Raw genomic sequence first — 16,990 nt, 5'->3', positions numbered from 1 at the left:
TTGGTAAATTTCTTTACCCACTCTGTTGGTGTATCATTTGGTCTGGAATTCTGTAATTCAATGGAAGGAGGCCCAAGTTCACACCATCCACTTGGTCTCTGTTGTGCTGCTCTCGATCCATCTACTTCGGAATTCATGATACGATCTATTCTTTTTTGCTTAAACGCTTTTAAGCAGTGAAGTAATGTGTGTTTATAATAGAACACTATTAGTATGATGTCAACGAATTTTTTTACAAGGCAATGCTTCAAATTATTCTGCTCGTTGTGTATAATAGTGGAAATTTGGATGGACAGGGGGAGGAAGGATGGAACCACAAGTCATTCGTACAACGGCTTCTTCTGCTCGTGTACATATGATTAAAAAAGGGATGATTGCAGGCTTCCCGATCATGCTGGGCTATCTACCAATCGCTTTGACCTATGGTGTGCTAGCGAGCCGGACAGGTATGACGAATCTTGAGCTTACGTTAATGAGTGTGCTTGTGTTCGCTGGTGCTGCTCAATTTCTAGCGGTAGGGATGGTAGCGGCAGGGACAGGGATGATTGAAATCATTATTGCTACATTTGTTCTGAATTTCAGGCATTTTGTCATGAGTTTGTCTTTCGTCAACCGCTTGAAAGGTATGGCCCTGAAAGCAAAACTCCCTCTCTCCTTAGGTTTGACGGATGAAACTTTCACGATGTCTGCTCTGTATAAGGACGAAGCAAAAGAGAAGTATGGGGGTTTATTTTATGCTTCTTTAATGTTGACCGCGTATGTATCGTGGGTGGGAGGGTCTTATCTTGGTGGTGTTTTAGGCGATGTCATGCCAGCGAAGTTAAGTTACAGCATGGGGGTAGCCTTATATGCCATGTTCATTGGACTTTTGATTCCATCCGTGAAAAAGAATTTCAAAATTGTCGTCATCGCTGTACTCGCGATGTTGATCAATTTTATTTGTCAGACTTGGGGAATGAGTCAAGGCTGGGCCATTGTTATAGGTACAGTTCTTGCAGCATTCAGCGGAATTTGGATCCTTGAGGATGAGGAGGTGACGGAATGATCATTTGGATGATTATCGGGATGGCAGTCGTTACAGCTGTTCCGAGGCTTTTACCCGCATTGATCGTAGGTTTTGTCACTTTTCCAAAATGGGTGGACCGCTGGCTCAACGCCATTCCTTATGCTGCCCTCGGAGCGTTGATTTTTCCAGGAATCATCTCAGTAAAGCCCGATGCACCACAAGTCGGTATTATAGCAGGTTTGGTAGGGATTTTACTTGCGTGGTTAAATGTCCATATCATTATCGTAGTACTTGGAGCCATTACCTCTGTATTCTTGATGACATTATAATCACACCTGCCTAGAAGGTGCATATCGTATAGGGATACTTCCGAGAAAGGAATTGATCGTTATGCACCGACAATTTGGTTTTCCTTTCGGGCAGATTTTCGGATTTCCAACGCCCAATCAGGGGGGGCAGTTCGGCCCGGGCCAACCACCTCCTGGACCTCCAGGCGGGCCACCTTTTGGAGGTGGGCAGGGACAGCCACCATTTGGTGGAGGGCCTGGAGGACCCGGCGGACCAGGCGGGCCTGGCATTCAGCTTCCACCACCACCAGATCAGCCGCCTAGTTCACAAGGAGCTTCTCTCTTTGCTGTTGACCCCGGATCATTATATGGCTGCCTCTATCGATACACGTGGATCACTCTTGTTAACGGACGCTCGTTCTGGTTTTACCCAACATTCATCGGCCGCACTTCTGTAGCTGGTTATCGTTGGCAGCGCCGTCGTCGTCAGTGGGTTTATACAGGCTTTGACACACGACAAATTTCTAGTTTCCAATGTAGATAAACCGCAAATAAAAGGTGATGTCACTCTTGGCATCATCTTTTTGTTACAATAAGAATTAATTAGAGGAAGAAGGGACGATCTCCATATGCCTGAAGTAAGAGCTGCCCGCTTTGAGGATGCTGAAACAATAGCAGAAATCCATGTGAAGAGTTGGAAATCAACATATAAAGATTTGATTGATGAAAGGGATCTAAGCAATACGACGGTTGAACACCGGATTGCGCTTTGGGAAACGGTTCTCAGAACTCCTGTAAATGGCCAGATTGCCTATGTTATTGAGAACGATCATGGTGAAGTTGTCGGCTTTGTTTCTGGTGGAAAAGAGCGCACAAAGAATTATGGATTTGACGGAGAAATTTATGCCATATACTTGTTGGATGAGTATCAGGGAAAAGGGTATGGAAAAGAAATGCTCCGGGTTTTTTCAAAAGGGATGCTTGAAGCGGGGTATCAATCCCTGCTTGTATGGGTGCTCACCAATAACCCTTCCAGTCAATTTTACATAAAATATGGAGCAGACCCAGTAGAAGCAGAAAGAGTCACAATCGGACAAGGAACTTATGAAGAAACGGCTTATGGTTGGAGTGAGTTAAAAAGCTTGACCGACCGTCTTGCATAAACCTCATGATATTCGTTAAAAAAGCCTGCCGGTGACCGGCAGGCTTTTTTACGTTTCTTTTTCTTCTTCATAGGGTTCGATATGGATGTGAGCGTAACCGATATTTTTCTCTTTTTCTAACCGTTCCTCTACTTCATCGGTAATTTCGTGACCTTCCTGGACAGTAATATCAGGGTTGACGTGAATGGTGGCTTCGACAAGCGTTTTATTCCCCTGCATCCGTGCTTTGACATCTTTCACTGCCCAAACATCAGGATGATCGGATATGCTTTCGCGGATGTGTTCAATTCCTTCTTCATCATAACCATCGGTAAGGCTGTGAGTGGCATCGACAAAAATATCCCAAGCTGTTTTACAAATGATAAGACCGACAATCAAACCAGCAAGAGGATCCAACCAGGAAACTCCGAACTGAGAACCAAAGATACCGATGCTTGCGCCGACACTTACTAAAGCATCTGATCGATTATCCTGAGCAGCCGCATATAAAGCATTGCTGTCCACTTTTTTCGATAGATTCAAGTTGTACCGATAAACACCATACATGACAACAGCAGCTGCTAAAGCCGTCCAGGCTGTCAGCATGGAAGGTTCACTGGCTTTTTGCTGAATAATATCCTGAACCGTACCGATAATGACTTCTATGCCTACAGTCATCATAATAAAAGCGGCGATAAGTGAAGCGATCGTTTCAGCTCGAAAATGGCCATAATGGTGATCCTCGTCTGGTGGCTTTCTTGAAATCTTGAGCCCGACTAAGACAGCCACAGAAGCAATGACATCAGTTGTATTGTTTAGGCCATCCGCTCGGAGTGCTTCAGAGTTTCCAACGGAGGCGATAATCAATTTTGTAGTAGCGAGAACAAGATAGGCAATAATACTTACCCAGGCACCGCGTTCCCCTTTTTTCAATTTTGCATAGTCATTCATGGACTTTTACCTCCAGATCGATCAATTAGGCTTGATATAGCTTACCAAATAGAAGTTCAGTGGGTCTAGAGAAAAAAAGCTTTCCATGTTCATGTTAATTGCCTTCACGCAAAACAACTTTATTTGAACTATTATGGAGAGAATGTAAAGGTTTTATAAAATATCTCGAATTTAAGAGTCTTGAGTTTGAGTTTTAATAGGTGCGGGTATATATTATTTGTGAATCCTGATCATTTCTTAGGAAACAATAAACAGGCATTCTTGGATTCCAAAAGTACGCAAAAGGAGAGATTTTAGTGGCAAACGTAAAATTAGCGATCATTTATTACAGTTCAACAGGTACGAACTACAAAATGGCGCAATGGGCGGAAGATGCAGCTAAACAAGAAGGGGCAGATGTGAAACTGGTACGTGTCCCAGAGTTAGCTCCTATGGAAGCCATTGAACAGAATCCTGCATGGAAAGAGCATTACTTAGCTACCAAAGACGTTGTTCCAGAAGCGAAAATTGACGATCTTGACTGGGCTGACGCTGTGATTTTCAGTGTACCTACACGTTTTGGTAACGTCCCAGGGCAAGTGAAGCAATTTATGGATCAGGCGGGTGGATTATGGTTCCAAGGGAAACTTGTGAACAAAGTGGTCAGTGCGATGACTTCGGCTCAGAACGTGCACGGTGGCCAAGAGGCAACGCTGTTGAACTTCTATACTACGATGTTCCACTGGGGCGCCATCATTGCAGCGCCAGGTTACACAGATGATGCCGTGTTTGCTTCTGGAGGAAACCCATATGGTACGAGCGTGAGTGTAGATGGAGAAGGAAATATGAAAGAAGAAGTTGAAGGCGGCGTACGTCATCAAGTCAAACGTACACTGGATGTGGCAAGTAAATTCATTAATTAAAGAATAGAGGAAAGAGTATGGAACCTTATTGAGTTCCATACTTTTTTTTTTATGAGGAACCTATATGAAACAACAGTGGGAGAGGACCGATCCTATTTATAGGAAGATTGGAGAATGAGGGCTGTTTTATGAGTATTATGGAATGGAGGCTATCATTGCTATTCTTTCTTCTAAATGTGACAAGGGAAGGTGAGCGAATCCTATTTTTTTCGGGAAAATAGAGGTCTTCAATGAACTCTCTTAGGGATTTAGTAACTATTTTTGTGATAGTAAATCATGATAAATGCCTCTAGCAATAGGGCTGAGAGGTTTAAATATTTTAAATATGGGAATCATAATACTAAATATTCAGAAAACTTGTTGCGAAATTCTATTATATCCTGCATAATGAAAAAAAGCATGAAGGGGGTAGTCTCATGAGAAAGCAAAAGATTGATTATGTTATCCGTCGCCACCCCGAGTACAAAGGGAAAGAGATTACGGCAAAGAGAGAGTTGTCCTTTGGAATACAGTTAGCCTCACGTCTGCTTTTAGACCAACTAAGTTATCAGTTTAATAAAGAACGTCTGGACAAGGAAATCAACCAGGCCATTGATAACGATGACCGCGAAGAATTTGAACGTTTAAGTTTTGAATATCAACCCTTTACATGGGAATAAGATAGAACCGTTGCTGATGCAGCGGTTTTTTTTGTGAAGTTTTAGGTTATTAATGAAGGGATTCTCTATGACCAAGTAGAATTCGACAAAGCACTTTTGTAACATATCGAACAGTAAATGACTGAGTTTTAGGAAAACAGCCTTATGAAAGGGATCAGATATACAACATCTTCCTGTGAATGTTATAGTAAGGGTACCATCATAGACTAGGAAGGTAATACAATTGAAAAAAGTATGGATTTTAACACTACTAAGTATCAGCTTGTCCGCTTGTTCGCTCGCATCAACAGGGGACGAACAAGAATCGAAAGAAGATGCTCCCGTTTCTTCCCAAAAAGAAGTGGATCAAACCTCTTCTGGTGAGGAAACAGAGCAGGCTAATGCTGACGGGACGAAAGATCCGGACTCTGCTAAAACGGAAAAAGATAAAGTTTTGGAGGACGGTACAGTCGAAGTTGGAGAACCCGAGAGTTTACAGGTGGTCGTCAACAAAAACAGAAAACTGCCGGGTGATTATGTGCCCGAAGATTTGACTGTCCCAAATGTACCTTTTTATTTCCAAGAAGATCACCCGAAAAAACAGATGAGAGAAGAAGCAGCTCGTGCTTTAGAAGAGCTTTTTGCAGCTGCTGAAGAGGATGGAATTGATTTAGTAGCCGCTTCCGGCTACCGTTCCTATGATCGTCAAAAAAGGATTTATGAAAGAAATGTTGAAGTTTATGGAAAAGAAGAAACAGATACATTCTCAGCGCAACCTGGTACGAGCGAACATCAAACAGGTCTTGCCATGGATGTTACCTCTGCTCAGGTGGCATTTAAACTGGAGCAATCCTTCGGTGAAACCTCGGAGGGAGAATGGCTTGCCGACCATGCCCATGAATACGGGTTTATCATCCGTTATAGAGAAGGTGCCAAGGAAATTACGGGTTACATGTACGAACCCTGGCATTTAAGGTATGTAGGGAAAGAGATTTCTTCAGATGTCCATGAACAGGCCGTAACGTTAGAGGAGTTTTTTGGCCTTTACCCTTCGGATGAATGAAAGAAAGCCATTTCTCAACGAATAGAGAAATGGCTTTTTTTAATAACAGATTCCAACGCGGTGAGCTATGAATTCTTTCTTTTGTAACTCTTCATAGGCGAAAAATGCTGTATCTTCTACGGTAATCTTTTTACCGCCTTCCGGGAGGAAATCACGCTCAGATCGGATATTGCCACATCTTTCTCCATCAGGCAAATAAGTTGGGCAGATGATGGTCCAATCCAGCTGACTTTTCTGTAAAGCCTCATATACTTTAACATGTTCTTCAGCTGCAAAAGTTTTCTTTCGTTTGGACTCATTGGTCTGGTAGCGGTATTTTCCTTTTTCGAACCTGCTGTTCAGAATGCCTGCCGTTCCGATTGTGACGATACGCTTGATCTCTTCTTTTTTCATCGCTTTAATGATCAAAGGGAAACTCTTTGATAGCGTGTCTGTTTTATCTGTGTTCAAGGCACTGATGACCGCATCACAACTGGCAATGGTCTTTTTGATGTCCTCTTCATTTTTCGCATCGCCTATCACGAACTCCACACCAGGAATAACTTCCATCGCCCGTTTTTCATCACGAACGAGTGCTTTTACTTCCACTTCATCACTCAATGCTAATCGTACAATTTCAGATCCGACTCTTCCTGTCCCACCGAATACTGCAAGTTTCATTAAACCACCTCAAAGATTTGTAAAGTTTGATTATGACTACGTGAAATTTGAAAATCTTTTGCTATGCTTGACTAAAAAAAGAATGTAGATGGGGGATATGACCATGAAAAGGAAGCCCGTTTGGAGCTGGATGCTTTACGATTTTGCAAATTCAGCTTTTGCAACGACCATCATGGCTGCTGTGCTGCCTGTATTCTATTATGATGTAGCAGCTAAAGGTGTTCAAGAATCTCTAGCAGCAAGCTATTGGGGATATTCCCAATCCATTGCCGTTTTAATCGTTGCAATCCTTGCTCCAATTCTTGGGGCAATCAGTGATTACTCCGCAGCGAAGAAAAGTTTTTTGATGTTCTTTGCCTATATGGGCATGATCGCCAGCGTGTTGCTTGCTTTTGTCGGAGAAGGGGATTACATCTTTGCCTCTATATTATTAATCGTGGGGACAATCGGCTTTTCAGGTGCGAATGTGTTCTATGATGCCTTTTTACCCGAAGTGGCTAAAGAGGAAGATATAGACCGGGTTTCTGCAGCAGGATTCACTTTAGGGTATGTTGGGGGCGGAGTCCTGCTTGCCATCAACTTGCTTATGATTATGAAGTATGAGTGGTTCGGGCTTCCAAATACCTTGGTCGGAACAAAGCTTGCTTTCGTATCTGTTGGTATCTGGTGGTTTGTTTTTTCCATACCACTCTTGAAAAACGTTGTAGAGGAAAAGAAGACGGAGCATAAAAGAGAGCGGTCTTATGTGTCCATCGGCTTTCAGCGGCTTGGGCGGACATGGAAAGAATTGAGGCAGTTTAAGCAGCTCCTCATCTTTTTATTGGCGTTTTGGCTTTATAATGATGGAATCTCGACAATTATAAAAATGGCCACGATTTACGGAAGGGATATTGGAATTGACAGCACATCTCTGATTACCGCTTTACTCATCACTCAATTCGTCGGAATCCCCTGTACATTTTTCTTTGGTTGGCTGGCAGGTAAAATAACTCCGAAACGTGCCCTCATGATATCATTGTCTATTTATTTAGTCATCGTAGCACTTGGGTATTTTATGACATCGGCTCTTCATTTTTACATCCTGGCTGTATGTGTAGGTTTCGTTCAAGGGGGAGCACAGGCTTTAAGCCGTTCCATTTTTGGAAGAATGGTTCCAGGAGACCGTCATGCGGAGTTTTTTGGTTTTTATGGAATTTCTTCAAAATTCGCTGCCATCTTTGGACCGTTTGCTTTTGCACTCGTCGGGCAATTAACAGGATCGAGCCGTCTTGGTATTCTATCGCTCGTGTTCTTCTTTATCGTTGGTATGATCCTCCTATATTTGCTTGATGTAGATAAAGGAGTAGAGCAGGCGGAGGCCTACACCCGCTCTGAGGATGAACCCGTCATTCGTTCGTAATTTACACAATCGGCTGACTGAGCTGGTTGGTCAACATATTTTCAAGAGGTTCTCCAGTATCATACGAAATGTTTCCTACGGTTTCTTGAATGTGAGCCATAACGTCTGGTGAACCTGTTTTCCAATACTCGAAGATATACTGAAATAGGAGGATACCTTCGTTCTTAGCCTGTTCATATAACTCCAAAAAAGATTCGGTGCGCTTTTCACTCGTTGCGGGATGGTACCACTCTTTACGACTCTCATTCAAAAAATCTTTTTCTTCACTAATAGGTTGATGGGAGAACGAAGATACAAGTGAACCGAACCATTGATTCTTCCATTTCCAAGGGTCATATAACACTCTTTGAGCCACTTGTATATGGGCAAAAGATTCTTGAATTACTTTCTTCTTATGTTTCGTCGTAATGTCTGGATAATGCTTGGAAAGCAATGAATGCATAAAGGAAGACATCGGTCGGATTTGCTTTCCAATCTTTATTTTTTTATGTACAGGGTTTTTCCATGTTGCCAAATTCCTCTTGCTACCGAGCATGATTGTGTCTAAAAGTACTTCTAGTTTCTGGTGTTTATTTTTCTCATAACCAGCGTGGTAGTGAACATAAGGGTGAGTATGGCGGTCAAGGATATGGTGGCTTACAAATCCCAGGATAAAGGCTTGAAGTAGGTTTTTCTCAGAAATTCCTCGTTCAATCATATCCAACAAAAAGGGTCCGCATTTCTCCGTATGCAGCAGCATCCCGATTTCTGCTACCTCTTTATCTGGTAGGAAAGGCAGGAAATTATGATAAAAAAACGGATCAGGGCCTTGGGCTCCCATATGTAAAGGGGCTGAGGAAGTTTCTAAAAGGTCTTTTCTATCGAGCTCCTCACACAACTCATCCACAAACAGTATGTGTGTCCATATATTAGGCATCTTCATTCTCCATTCTTTATTAAAATTTATTCCACTAAATGGCAGGATTGTGGAAGACTTGATTTCGAAACTTCCTGGGGTTCGTTGCCTTGTTAGACGTCAGGGGTGGCTGGGAAGCTACTCGCTTTCCTGCGGGGATGACGGCAAGCCTTCTCGTGCTACGCACTGCGGGGTCTCGCCAGCCAATCCATTCCCGCGGGAGTCTCGCAGCTTCCCAACCACCCCTTTCAGTGTAAGGGAGAAACGAACCCATGTACCAAGTTGGAGGGTCTTTCACTAACCAACTGTTAGAGGTATAAACCGCTGTGGATTAAGCTTTTAAGTGTTATGGAGGTGTTCTATAACCCACTTCCCATAATTATATGAGCTGACCTTTTGGTAGTGGTTTCGAAAATCTTCCTTGGCAAAGGGGCGGAGGGGAATGGCGAGACTCCTGCGGGAAAAAAGTGCAGGGTGAGACCCCACAGGACGTAGTCCGAGGAGGCTCACCGCGCTCCCGCGGAAAGCGAGCTATTCCCCGCAGCCCCATCCACTCAACAAAAGTCTCGAAACTGAGTCTTCAAGAATAGGGAGCTTTAGTGAAATTGTGGATTCAAAAAAAGAGCCTTTTTGCAAAGGCTCTTTTTCACCACTTTTTACCCACTTGAGAGGTCAAGCAAGGAAGGAAGATATGTACCTTTGCTTGATGGATTCATTATACATAAATATCTGAAAAATGTAAATAATCAGACTTGTAAATTGAAGAAAATTGTCAAAAAGAACGGGCTTGTGGTGATTGTTCAAAAGATTCTTGATACAATGAAAAGGCATGCAATGATTTGAGCAAAGGGAGGATATTCATGGATTATCGCATTGAGAAAGATACCATAGGAGAAATCAAGGTACCGAGCGAAAAGTTTTGGGGAGCTCAAACACAGAGAAGTAAACAAAATTTCCCGATCGGCGATGAAAAAATGCCGAAAGAAGTGGTCGAGGGCTTTGCGATCCTAAAAAAAAGCGCGGCAAAAGCGAATGCAGCACTTGGGTTGCTTGAAGAAGAAAAAGCCGAAGCCATTGCTTATGCAGCGGACCTCATTGTAGCCGGAGAACTGGACGAGCATTTCCCTCTTGTCGTCTGGCAGACGGGGAGCGGGACGCAATCCAATATGAATGTGAATGAAGTGATCGCTTACGTAGGTTCACAATGGCTGGAGGAGAAGGGCAGTGAAACGCGCCTTCACCCGAATGATGATGTAAATAAATCTCAAAGTTCTAATGATACTTATCCGACAGCGATGCATATTGCATCGGTCAGAAAGATCGAGGATGTCGTCCTTCCAGCCTTGATCCAATTCAAACATACATTACAAGGAAAAATGGAAGCGTTTAACGATATCGTTAAGATTGGCCGTACTCACTTACAGGATGCTACTCCACTAACACTCGGTCAGGAAATCAGTGGTTGGCACCGCATGCTCGAAAAAACAGAAAAGATGCTTATTGAAAGTACGGAATATGTGAAAGAGCTTGCGATTGGTGGAACAGCTGTAGGTACGGGATTAAATGCTCATGAAGATTTTTCCGAACAGGTCGTGTCTCAAATTAATGAGGCCACAGGAAAAGGATTTATTTCTGCACCGAATAAATTCCATGCACTTACTTCTCATGACGAACTCGTCCATACCCATGGCGCATTGAAAGCATTAGCAGCAGATCTTATGAAAATTGCCAATGATGTGAGATGGCTTGCGAGTGGGCCACGTTGTGGGATCGGTGAAATAACGATACCTGCGAATGAACCGGGAAGTTCCATCATGCCAGGTAAAGTGAACCCGACTCAAAGTGAAGCTGTTACGATGGTTGCTGCACAGGTTATGGGGAACGATGCGACAATCGGCTTTGCAGCTAGTCAGGGGAACTTTGAGCTGAACGTATTCAAACCGGTGATCGCTTATAATTTCTTGCAGTCAGCACAACTTCTTGCGGACAGCATCGTTTCTTTCGATGAACGTTGTGTGAGCGGGCTGGAGCCTAATCATGAACAAATAGAAAAGTATCTGCGTGATTCCTTGATGCTTGTGACAGCTCTTAATCCGCATATTGGATATGAGAATGCAGCGAAAATCGCAAAAACAGCCTTTGAAAAAGATCAGACATTGAAAGAAACAGCGGTTGAGCTAGGGATTCTTACAGAAGATCAATTTGAGGAATACGTTGATCCTAAAGCGATGACGAAGCCAAACGCGAAATAATTCTTAAGTTGTTAGCCATGTTTATTAGCCTAATATAAGTTCTCCAATAATTACCACCTGTTTTTTTGACATAAAAACAATCGGACCGACCCATACTACGATTACACAAGACAGGAGGTGAGACACATGGCTAACAACAACAGTTCAAATGAGTTGGTTGTACCTGGTGTACAACAAGCTCTAGACCAAATGAAATACGAAATCGCACAAGAATTTGGCGTACAACTTGGTGCTGACTCTACAGCTCGTGCTAACGGTTCTGTAGGTGGTGAGATCACTAAGCGTCTTGTCCAAATGGCTGAGCAACAGTTCGGCGGACAACAATACAAATAAATATTTGTGACGAAGGAGGAAGGGTGCGCCCTTCCTCTTTATTTTTTGGATGTCTCAAAACATTCATACGTTGCAAAAAGATTGAATTCTCCAGATCGTGTTGAAAGAAGTGGCGAGCGATGCAGGAATGTGGTGTATGCAATGGGTGGGCAGCTTCTGAAAGGCCTTGCCCAAAATGCGAAGGAACGATGCGAGATCAAGGGCGTGTCACGGATTTCCTGGATGATTATAGTCCTTATCTTGATCAGAAATATACAGACCTCGTGGATGGTGATCTGAATTCATCCATCACTGAGGAATGTGTCCATTTATTTGTTTGTGAAGATTGTGGTTTAAACGATATTCAAGCCACATAAAAAAACGCAGCCAACAAGGCTGCGTTTTTTTTAGCGTATACGTAATTCAGAGTCTTTATCAAAGAAGTGAACTTTGTTCATATCGATTGCCAACGTAATCTGATCTCCACCATTAATATCGGAACGGGAGTCTACACGAGCAATGAAGTCCTGGTCATTCAGCTTGGAATATAAGTAGGACTCAGATCCCATCAGTTCTGCTACTTCAATGTCCGCTGTGATTTTCTTGTCTTGGTTTGCATCAATAAACACAGGCTCATCATGCATATCTTCCGGTCTTACACCCAGAATAATTTCTTTACCGATGTAGTTTTGTTCACGAAGAGGTTTCATTTTACCTTCAGGAACAGCGATTTTTAATTCTCCCAGTTCAATGTGTCCATCGGCAAGTGTTCCATTAAGGAAGTTCATGGCTGGAGAACCGATGAAGCCGCCGACAAATACATTTTCAGGTTTGTCATACACATCTTTAGGTGCACCCACTTGTTGAATAACCCCGTCCTTCATAACCACAAGTCGTGTAGCCATTGTCATCGCCTCTGTCTGGTCGTGCGTGACGTAGATGGTTGTTGTTTGAAGACGTTGGTGCAGCTTCTGGATCTCAGCACGCATTTGTACACGAAGCTTGGCATCAAGGTTGGAAAGAGGCTCGTCCATCAAGAATACTTTTGCATCTCGTACAATCGCACGGCCAAGAGCAACACGCTGTCTTTGACCACCAGATAGCGCTTTCGGTTTACGGTCAAGTAAAGCCTCAAGGCCAAGGATCTGCGCCGCGTTATTTACACGTTTCTCAATTTCACTTTTATCCATCTTACGGAGTTTTAAACCGAACGCCATGTTATCATATACGTTCATGTGTGGATACAAAGCGTAGTTTTGGAATACCATCGCGATGTCACGGTCTTTCGGAGCTACATCGTTCATGCGCTTTTCATCAATCATGAAGTCACCGTTTGTGATTTCTTCCAGACCTGCAATCATACGAAGTGTCGTAGATTTTCCGCAACCGGAAGGGCCGACGAATACGATAAACTCTTTATCCTTGATGTGTAAGTTGAAATCATCCACCGCTTTTACACTTTTATCATATACTTTATCAATATTGTTCAGTTTAATTTCTGCCATTTTTATATCCCCCTAGAAAAATTGAAATCGCTTTCTTGATTGATTACAGTGTATCGAAGTTTCTGAAAACGGTAAATGGACAAAGTGCACAAACATGGGAGAGGGTTGTTTGTGCACTTTGTCGATTGTCAGTATTCCATGTGTAATAATGCTAGATACGTAATGACCGCGCCCTCAAATTGTTTAATGTCAAGGCCCGTTTTTTCAATGAATTTGTCCACTCGATATTGCAAGCTGTTTCTGTGCATATACAGTTTTTTAGCAGCTAGAGACGTATTAGATCCAGATTCCAGGAAAGTCCGGATAGTCTGTAATAATTCCTTGTCCTTTTCGATGTCCTTAAAGATGGATCTGCGGATATGTTCCCATTCTTCTTCTGGAAGTGCGTCTATATATAAATAGGGGATAATATCCTTATAGGTAATCATGGATCCTAGTTTATGTTCTTTAGCAATTCTCGCTCCGTGCTGGGCCCATTTCAATATTTTTGAGGCATCCTCCGGGGAGGAAGTGAATTCACTAATAAAGAAATGGATATCTGTGTAAAAATCACTGCTTAATACATCTGCCATGCCTTCGAATTCCATAATTTCCTGATCTATAGATGAAATCTCTTCTATGATGATCCCCTCACGGTCCGATGTCCATAAGAGAGGCATTTCTTGAGGGAATAGGGATTGAAGTGCTTCCTTTACAATAGATTTCTCTGCTTCCACATCTTCGATGGAAAAAAGGACAAAGCGAAAGGATACCGGCCACACCATTTCCTGCGTCCCTTCTTTTTTAAAAAGGAATGATGACCATTGCTTCTCCCTTTCTGTCATGGTGGATTCTTCTGAGCTTAAAGGTTTGAGAAAGATCGAGAGTAATTCAGAAGATGGGTGATCAAGTTCATCTTTTTTAATACCTACGATTTCATCATTTTCGGTTTGGAACCATTTATATTCTGTATGGTTGTCAAACCCCAGTTTATTTATAGTGATTGAAGGGTATAATCGTTTAAGTTGTTCTACAACTGACATGAATCTCTTCCTTTTTGGTTGGATATTTACTATTATAGTAATACAATGGACAAAATCCGCAAAGCGTTGAAGGTATAAAACCTCGCACCTGAAGAGAGGAGGAGAAGGAATTGGATCAAGTGAAGGATAAAAGTATTTACGGTCCTGAAACGAAAAACCGTTTAAAAAGAATTGAAGGTCAAGTCCGTGGTGTCCTCAAGATGATGGATGAAGATAAAGATTGTAAAGATGTCATTACCCAGTTGTCAGCCGCACGTTCTGCGATGGACCGTGCGATTGGATATATTGTTGCAAAAAATTTAGAAGGCTGTATTCGTGATGCTCATGAGGAAGGCGAATCAGCGGAAGAGTTAATTAACGAAGCTGTGCAGATGATTGTTAAAAGCCGCTAATGAAGAAAGCTGTCTCCTGTTGCGTCAGATGAAAGGCAAACAGGAGACAGCTTTTTCTTTTCATTTTTCCTCTTTTTGCTCAGGAATTTCGTGAGCTTCTCCGATTTGCTCATGCCCGTAAACAGGTTTAATAGTGCCACCTGCCATCCCTTCATTGATCATCCGATCAACGTCAAGTTCGAATTTATCCTTTCCTTCGGGTGCTGCTTTTTTATGATGCTTATCCATATGTTCACCTCCTCCTTTCATTTTGCCCGGATTCTGAAATTCAATGAATGACCACGGAGCATAAACTTGTCCTTTCCCTTCATATTCTTCTAGTAAGGGAGGGGATCAGATGCAGGGCTATCGTGAGTCCTTTATCCAAAGACTGCAAAGATCAATTGAAGAAGAATGGAAGGATCAGGATTTTTACAGCCGGTTAAAAGAGGATACAAGCAACCGTTTATTCAGGGACTATATTAAGCATGCCGAAGATGATGAGTTAAAACATTATCAAATGTTCCAACACCTTCACTTTCAGTTGACAGGAAAATATCATGAATTTGAACCAAAGACGATCAATTATCGATCTTTTGAGAATGGTGTGATCAAAGCCCAACAAGATGAGTTTAAAGCAGCTGAGATGTACAGGGAGATGCTGTTTATGGTTCCTACACCCGTCGCTTATCATGCATTATTTACAGCCATGACTGATGAGATGGAACATGCGACTAGGTTCGGCACTATTTATGGGCGACTAAAATAATTCAAGCTTGAAGGCCATGTCTACATGAGGCCTTTTTGTTTTGGGTTTTACCGTTGGCACTTGGCTTTTATATGGATTATACTTGGTACACCATGTGTAGAAAGAGGTTGGAACATGAATCCTGTTTTATTAATTATAATGATGATCGGAATCGGAGCCTTAATCGGAGGGCTTACCAATTCATTAGCCATAAAAATGTTATTTCGTCCATATCGATCTATTTATATCGGTAGCTACCGTCTGCCTTTTACCCCGGGCCTTATTCCTAAACGTCAAAAGGAATTAGCCCAACAGCTAGGTAAAATGGTTGTCAATCATCTATTAACTCCAGAAGGCATCCGTAGAAAGCTCACTCATTCAAGTTTTAAGGCACAGATGACTACATGGGCGATAGATGAAGTTCAAACGTTGTTAAAAAAAGAAGATACGTTAAAAGATGTGCTTGAGAAATTTCATATTGAAGTGACAACAGCATCCATTCAAAGTCATGTCTCTCATTGGGTGGAACATCGCTATGAATCACTCATGGACGAATATCGTGAAAAAACGATAGAAGAGTTGTTAACACCATCGTTACGAGAAAGGACAAACCGCGGAGTAGATCAGGCGGCTGCTCATATTCAAGCGAGTATAGAAACTTATTTCCGGAGTTCCGAAGGGAAAGAGAAAGTAGCCGCCTTAATTGATAACTACTTGGATAATCAAGGGTTTCTCGGTAATATGATTTCATCTTTCATGGGACCCGACGGGCTTACAGAGCGTGTTTATCCGCTGATTCTTAAATATGTATCCGACCGGGAAATGAAGGATTGGCTGGAAACGATGCTGCATACAGAGAAAGATAAAATGCTTACGAAGCGAGTCGCATGGTTTGAAGACCAAATCGGCCGTGAAACAATTGGTACGAAGCTTGGTGATCTTGTGTCAGAGGCATTACCTGTAGATCAGTGGATGGCAAAAACGGTGGAGGAATGGACAAGTCCTTATGAAGAGAAAATTCTTAAAACCTTCGTTCCGGCTGCTGTTGATCAAATCAGTGATTTATTATCGGCCAAGGTGGAAAGTATGATGACGCAGCTGCGTTTATCTGAAATTGTTCAGGAGGAAGTCGAAGCTTTCCAAGTCGAACGTCTTGAAGAAATGGTTCTTGGTATTTCAAGAAGAGAATTTAAAATGATTACCTATCTGGGGGCTTTACTAGGAGGGATGATCGGCTTGCTACAGGCCATTATTGTGCTATTTTTCGGATAATGGTGTATTCCTATACAGACGTATAGGAGTTTGTTATAGTGGGGGAGGAGTATCAGAACGATAATTTAGGAGGTTCTTATTTTTATGGCAAATCTATATGATTACGCGTATGATCTAGAAAAAGCAATCCGTAACAGTGAGGAATTCAACGGATTGAAAGAAGCATATGAGGCAGTTATGAACGACGAAGCTGCTAAAAAAATGTTCGACGATTTCCGTCAAACACAAATCACGCTTCAACAAAAGCAGATGCAAGGAGAGGAAATTTCTGAGGAGGAAGTAGAACAGGCTCGTAAAGTTGTTGAGCTTGTACAACAACACCCTCAAATCTCCAAGCTTATGGAAGAAGAGCAGCGCTTAAACACTGTCATTAATGACATCAGCCGTATCATTACTAAGCCTCTTGAAGAGCTTTACGGCAATCCTGAAGAACCACAACAATAAATAGTAATAAAAAGGAGCTGGTGAACCAGCTCCTTTTTTTTGTGGCCATTTCTAACTGAAGGGCACTTCGGGAGGCCTGTATTCAGCGCGCAGACTATAAGCTTTCTATGTTTCATGTCTA

The 16,990-nt window shown here is 42.4% G+C and carries 21 protein-coding genes; 15 read left to right on the top strand and 6 right to left on the bottom strand.

Translation table 11 applies throughout. The annotated features are described in order from the left end of the window. The first annotated feature begins 307 nt into the window (after positions 1–307). The 4 genes from ACQ4XT_RS20270 to ACQ4XT_RS20255 all read left to right on the top strand — a co-directional run bounded on the left by ACQ4XT_RS20270 (position 308) and on the right by ACQ4XT_RS20255 (position 2,456). Complete coding sequence (locus ACQ4XT_RS20270) at positions 308–1,045, top strand: AzlC family ABC transporter permease (protein ID WP_446855449.1); 738 nt, start codon at positions 308–310, stop codon at positions 1,043–1,045. Further along, a complete protein-coding gene (locus tag ACQ4XT_RS20265) occupies positions 1,042–1,335 on the top strand; it encodes a branched-chain amino acid transport AzlD family protein (RefSeq protein ID WP_446855447.1) in 294 nt (97 codons plus the stop codon). The genes ACQ4XT_RS20270 and ACQ4XT_RS20265 overlap by 4 nt, the downstream gene beginning before the upstream one ends. A gap of 61 nt (positions 1,336–1,396) precedes the next feature. Beyond that, a complete protein-coding gene (locus ACQ4XT_RS20260) occupies positions 1,397–1,837 on the top strand; it encodes a hypothetical protein (protein WP_446855445.1) in 441 nt (146 codons plus the stop codon). A gap of 85 nt (positions 1,838–1,922) precedes the next feature. Next, positions 1,923–2,456: a GNAT family N-acetyltransferase gene (locus ACQ4XT_RS20255; protein ID WP_446855444.1), complete on the top strand. Its 534-nt coding sequence runs from the start codon at positions 1,923–1,925 to the stop codon at positions 2,454–2,456. 48 nt (positions 2,457–2,504) lie between these two features. On the opposite strand, the gene ACQ4XT_RS20250 is transcribed toward ACQ4XT_RS20255, so the two are convergent. After that, positions 2,505–3,386, bottom strand: coding sequence for a cation diffusion facilitator family transporter (locus tag ACQ4XT_RS20250; protein ID WP_446855443.1), 882 nt, complete (start codon positions 3,384–3,386; stop codon positions 2,505–2,507). Positions 3,387–3,682: 296 nt separating this feature from the next. On the opposite strand from ACQ4XT_RS20250, the gene wrbA reads away from it, so the two are divergent. The 3 genes from wrbA (at position 3,683) to ACQ4XT_RS20235 (ending at position 5,989) form a co-directional block, all read left to right on the top strand. After that, positions 3,683–4,288, top strand: coding sequence for an NAD(P)H:quinone oxidoreductase (gene wrbA / locus ACQ4XT_RS20245; RefSeq protein ID WP_446855442.1), 606 nt, complete (start codon positions 3,683–3,685; stop codon positions 4,286–4,288). A 416-nt stretch (positions 4,289–4,704) separates the two neighbouring features. Continuing rightward, positions 4,705–4,947: an IDEAL domain-containing protein gene (locus tag ACQ4XT_RS20240; protein ID WP_446855440.1), complete on the top strand. Its 243-nt coding sequence runs from the start codon at positions 4,705–4,707 to the stop codon at positions 4,945–4,947. A 223-nt stretch (positions 4,948–5,170) separates the two neighbouring features. Next, positions 5,171–5,989: a M15 family metallopeptidase gene (locus tag ACQ4XT_RS20235; RefSeq protein ID WP_446855438.1), complete on the top strand. Its 819-nt coding sequence runs from the start codon at positions 5,171–5,173 to the stop codon at positions 5,987–5,989. A gap of 39 nt (positions 5,990–6,028) precedes the next feature. Here ACQ4XT_RS20235 and ACQ4XT_RS20230 read toward each other — a convergent pair whose 3' ends face one another. Next, positions 6,029–6,649 (bottom strand): NAD(P)-dependent oxidoreductase, encoded by a 621-nt coding sequence (locus ACQ4XT_RS20230; protein WP_446855437.1) that lies wholly within the window; start codon positions 6,647–6,649, stop codon positions 6,029–6,031. A gap of 103 nt (positions 6,650–6,752) precedes the next feature. Here ACQ4XT_RS20230 and ACQ4XT_RS20225 point away from each other — a divergent pair, with 103 nt between their 5' ends. After that, positions 6,753–8,048 carry an MFS transporter gene (locus ACQ4XT_RS20225; protein ID WP_446855435.1) on the top strand — a complete coding sequence of 432 codons (1,296 nt, stop codon included), beginning with the start codon at positions 6,753–6,755 and terminating at the stop codon, positions 8,046–8,048. Between the two features lies 1 nt (position 8,049). Here ACQ4XT_RS20225 and ACQ4XT_RS20220 read toward each other — a convergent pair whose 3' ends face one another. After that, positions 8,050–8,964 (bottom strand): zinc dependent phospholipase C family protein, encoded by a 915-nt coding sequence (locus ACQ4XT_RS20220; protein ID WP_446855433.1) that lies wholly within the window; start codon positions 8,962–8,964, stop codon positions 8,050–8,052. Positions 8,965–9,803: 839 nt separating this feature from the next. Between ACQ4XT_RS20220 and fumC the strand changes: the two genes are divergently transcribed. The 3 genes from fumC (at position 9,804) to ACQ4XT_RS20205 (ending at position 11,884) form a co-directional block, all read left to right on the top strand. Continuing rightward, entirely contained in the window at positions 9,804–11,195 is a 1,392-nt protein-coding gene (gene fumC / locus ACQ4XT_RS20215) for a class II fumarate hydratase (protein WP_446855431.1), read from the top strand. A 126-nt stretch (positions 11,196–11,321) separates the two neighbouring features. Continuing rightward, complete coding sequence (locus ACQ4XT_RS20210) at positions 11,322–11,528, top strand: alpha/beta-type small acid-soluble spore protein (protein WP_146814316.1); 207 nt, start codon at positions 11,322–11,324, stop codon at positions 11,526–11,528. A 188-nt stretch (positions 11,529–11,716) separates the two neighbouring features. Beyond that, a complete protein-coding gene (locus tag ACQ4XT_RS20205; protein ID WP_160915233.1) occupies positions 11,717–11,884 on the top strand; it encodes a hypothetical protein in 168 nt (55 codons plus the stop codon). Positions 11,885–11,914: 30 nt separating this feature from the next. Here the strand turns inward: ACQ4XT_RS20205 and msmX are convergent, their stop codons facing one another. Together msmX and ACQ4XT_RS20195 are read right to left on the bottom strand one after the other, a co-directional pair. Then, positions 11,915–13,012 carry an oligosaccharide ABC transporter ATP-binding protein MsmX gene (msmX, locus tag ACQ4XT_RS20200; RefSeq protein WP_446855425.1) on the bottom strand — a complete coding sequence of 366 codons (1,098 nt, stop codon included), beginning with the start codon at positions 13,010–13,012 and terminating at the stop codon, positions 11,915–11,917. Positions 13,013–13,140: 128 nt separating this feature from the next. Then, a complete protein-coding gene (locus ACQ4XT_RS20195) occupies positions 13,141–14,034 on the bottom strand; it encodes a PucR family transcriptional regulator (RefSeq protein ID WP_446855423.1) in 894 nt (297 codons plus the stop codon). A gap of 110 nt (positions 14,035–14,144) precedes the next feature. Here ACQ4XT_RS20195 and ACQ4XT_RS20190 point away from each other — a divergent pair, with 110 nt between their 5' ends. Then, positions 14,145–14,426: a metal-sensitive transcriptional regulator gene (locus ACQ4XT_RS20190; protein ID WP_174787809.1), complete on the top strand. Its 282-nt coding sequence runs from the start codon at positions 14,145–14,147 to the stop codon at positions 14,424–14,426. 60 nt (positions 14,427–14,486) lie between these two features. On the opposite strand, the gene ACQ4XT_RS20185 is transcribed toward ACQ4XT_RS20190, so the two are convergent. Then, complete coding sequence (locus ACQ4XT_RS20185) at positions 14,487–14,654, bottom strand: hypothetical protein (protein ID WP_446855422.1); 168 nt, start codon at positions 14,652–14,654, stop codon at positions 14,487–14,489. A 109-nt stretch (positions 14,655–14,763) separates the two neighbouring features. Between ACQ4XT_RS20185 and ACQ4XT_RS20180 the strand changes: the two genes are divergently transcribed. The 3 genes from ACQ4XT_RS20180 (at position 14,764) to ACQ4XT_RS20170 (ending at position 16,869) form a co-directional block, all read left to right on the top strand. Continuing rightward, a complete protein-coding gene (locus tag ACQ4XT_RS20180) occupies positions 14,764–15,174 on the top strand; it encodes a hypothetical protein (protein ID WP_446855420.1) in 411 nt (136 codons plus the stop codon). Between the two features lie 114 nt (positions 15,175–15,288). After that, positions 15,289–16,425: a DUF445 domain-containing protein gene (locus tag ACQ4XT_RS20175; protein WP_446855419.1), complete on the top strand. Its 1,137-nt coding sequence runs from the start codon at positions 15,289–15,291 to the stop codon at positions 16,423–16,425. Between the two features lie 84 nt (positions 16,426–16,509). After that, a complete protein-coding gene (locus ACQ4XT_RS20170) occupies positions 16,510–16,869 on the top strand; it encodes a YlbF/YmcA family competence regulator (RefSeq protein ID WP_089653229.1) in 360 nt (119 codons plus the stop codon). Positions 16,870–16,990 lie beyond the last annotated feature (121 nt).

The sequence above is a fragment of the Halobacillus sp. 12SKB genome (assembly GCF_052941655.1).
This window is presented reverse-complemented; position numbering and strand designations above follow the sequence as displayed.

Coding starts and splice junctions, on each gene's coding strand:
- ACQ4XT_RS20270 (WP_446855449.1), top strand. CDS start 308: ATGGAACCACAAGTCATTCGTACAACGGCTTCTTCTGCTCGTGTACAT.
- ACQ4XT_RS20250 (WP_446855443.1), bottom strand. CDS start 3,386: ATGAATGACTATGCAAAATTGAAAAAAGGGGAACGCGGTGCCTGGGTA.
- ACQ4XT_RS20180 (WP_446855420.1), top strand. CDS start 14,764: ATGCAGGGCTATCGTGAGTCCTTTATCCAAAGACTGCAAAGATCAATT.
- ACQ4XT_RS20220 (WP_446855433.1), bottom strand. CDS start 8,964: ATGCCTAATATATGGACACACATACTGTTTGTGGATGAGTTGTGTGAG.
- ACQ4XT_RS20260 (WP_446855445.1), top strand. CDS start 1,397: ATGCACCGACAATTTGGTTTTCCTTTCGGGCAGATTTTCGGATTTCCA.
- ACQ4XT_RS20185 (WP_446855422.1), bottom strand. CDS start 14,654: ATGGATAAGCATCATAAAAAAGCAGCACCCGAAGGAAAGGATAAATTC.
- ACQ4XT_RS20210 (WP_146814316.1), top strand. CDS start 11,322: ATGGCTAACAACAACAGTTCAAATGAGTTGGTTGTACCTGGTGTACAA.
- ACQ4XT_RS20225 (WP_446855435.1), top strand. CDS start 6,753: ATGAAAAGGAAGCCCGTTTGGAGCTGGATGCTTTACGATTTTGCAAAT.
- ACQ4XT_RS20255 (WP_446855444.1), top strand. CDS start 1,923: ATGCCTGAAGTAAGAGCTGCCCGCTTTGAGGATGCTGAAACAATAGCA.
- ACQ4XT_RS20240 (WP_446855440.1), top strand. CDS start 4,705: ATGAGAAAGCAAAAGATTGATTATGTTATCCGTCGCCACCCCGAGTAC.
- ACQ4XT_RS20230 (WP_446855437.1), bottom strand. CDS start 6,649: ATGAAACTTGCAGTATTCGGTGGGACAGGAAGAGTCGGATCTGAAATT.
- fumC (WP_446855431.1), top strand. CDS start 9,804: ATGGATTATCGCATTGAGAAAGATACCATAGGAGAAATCAAGGTACCG.
- ACQ4XT_RS20205 (WP_160915233.1), top strand. CDS start 11,717: ATGCGAGATCAAGGGCGTGTCACGGATTTCCTGGATGATTATAGTCCT.
- ACQ4XT_RS20265 (WP_446855447.1), top strand. CDS start 1,042: ATGATCATTTGGATGATTATCGGGATGGCAGTCGTTACAGCTGTTCCG.
- msmX (WP_446855425.1), bottom strand. CDS start 13,012: ATGGCAGAAATTAAACTGAACAATATTGATAAAGTATATGATAAAAGT.
- ACQ4XT_RS20170 (WP_089653229.1), top strand. CDS start 16,510: ATGGCAAATCTATATGATTACGCGTATGATCTAGAAAAAGCAATCCGT.
- ACQ4XT_RS20175 (WP_446855419.1), top strand. CDS start 15,289: ATGAATCCTGTTTTATTAATTATAATGATGATCGGAATCGGAGCCTTA.
- ACQ4XT_RS20195 (WP_446855423.1), bottom strand. CDS start 14,034: ATGTCAGTTGTAGAACAACTTAAACGATTATACCCTTCAATCACTATA.